Here is a 952-nt window from a genome sequence, read left to right as displayed (position 1 = left end):
CATCCCGAACACGGAAGTTAAGCTCTTTTGCGCCGATGGTAGTTGGGGGTCTCCCCCTGTGAGAGTAGGACGTCGCTGGGCATACATACTGGAGGATTAGCTCAGCTGGGAGAGCATCTGCCTTACAAGCAGAGGGTCGGCGGTTCGATCCCGTCATCCTCCACCATTATTTTCTCTTTCGCCGGAGTAGCTCAACTGGTAGAGCAACTGACTTGTAATCAGTAGGTTGAGGGTTCAAGTCCTTTCTCCGGCACCACTTTTTGTGAGAGCCATTAGCTCAGTTGGTAGAGCATCTGACTTTTAATCAGAGGGTCGAAGGTTCGAATCCTTCATGGCTCACCATTTTAATTTCATTATTGCCACGCGGGTGTGGCGGAACTGGCAGACGCACTAGACTTAGGATCTAGCGCCTTCGGGCGTGGGGGTTCGACTCCCTTCACCCGCACCATTTTTGCGGAAGTAGTTCAGTGGTAGAACGCCACCTTGCCAAGGTGGAGGTCGCGGGTTCGACCCCCGTCTTCCGCTCCATTTTTTTGCAGCAATTCAAAGCCGATCCATGCCGGGGTGGCGGAACTGGCAGACGCACAGGACTTAAAATCCTGCGGTAGGTGACTACCGTACCGGTTCGATTCCGGTCCTCGGCACCATCTTTGTTTGCAGAAAAAAACCGTCAGGCTTTCATCATGAATAAGCGCCCGTAGCTCAATTGGATAGAGTACTTGACTACGAATCAAGCGGTTAGAGGTTCGAGTCCTCTCGGGCGCGCCATATTTTTATAAGAAGCATCTCAGTTCGGGAAGTAGCTCAGCTTGGTAGAGCACTTGGTTTGGGACCAAGGGGTCGCAGGTTCGAATCCTGTCTTCCCGACCATTCAATGGGGCCTTAGCTCAGCTGGGAGAGCGCCTGCCTTGCACGCAGGAGGTCAGCGGTTCGATCCCGCTAGGCTCCACCA

Annotated in this window: 9 tRNA genes and 1 rRNA gene; all 10 read left to right on the top strand. The window is 53.5% G+C overall.

The annotated features are described in order from the left end of the window. Nucleotides 1-81 (top strand): 5S ribosomal RNA (rrf, locus tag MTR82_RS11170); the annotation flags it as partial. A gap of 9 nt (nt 82-90) precedes the next feature. Further along, nucleotides 91-166: transfer RNA gene (locus MTR82_RS11165), tRNA-Val, on the top strand. A 14-nt stretch (nt 167-180) separates the two neighbouring features. Further along, nucleotides 181-256 (top strand) — tRNA-Thr (locus tag MTR82_RS11160). Between the two features lie 10 nt (nt 257-266). Beyond that, a tRNA-Lys gene (locus tag MTR82_RS11155) sits at nt 267-342 on the top strand. A 21-nt stretch (nt 343-363) separates the two neighbouring features. Next, a tRNA-Leu gene (locus MTR82_RS11150) sits at nt 364-448 on the top strand. A gap of 5 nt (nt 449-453) precedes the next feature. Next, nucleotides 454-528: transfer RNA gene (locus MTR82_RS11145), tRNA-Gly, on the top strand. Nucleotides 529-558: 30 nt separating this feature from the next. Then, nucleotides 559-647, top strand: a tRNA-Leu gene (locus MTR82_RS11140). Nucleotides 648-691: 44 nt separating this feature from the next. Further along, nucleotides 692-768: transfer RNA gene (locus MTR82_RS11135), tRNA-Arg, on the top strand. Between the two features lie 25 nt (nt 769-793). Further along, nucleotides 794-870: transfer RNA gene (locus tag MTR82_RS11130), tRNA-Pro, on the top strand. Between the two features lie 6 nt (nt 871-876). Next, a tRNA-Ala gene (locus tag MTR82_RS11125) sits at nt 877-952 on the top strand.

It is taken from the genome of Planococcus ruber (assembly GCF_022819085.1).
Lineage (GTDB): Bacteria > Bacillota > Bacilli > Bacillales_A > Planococcaceae > Planococcus > Planococcus ruber.
Note: the sequence above shows the minus strand (reverse complement) of the source record. Positions and strands in the feature narration are given on the sequence as shown.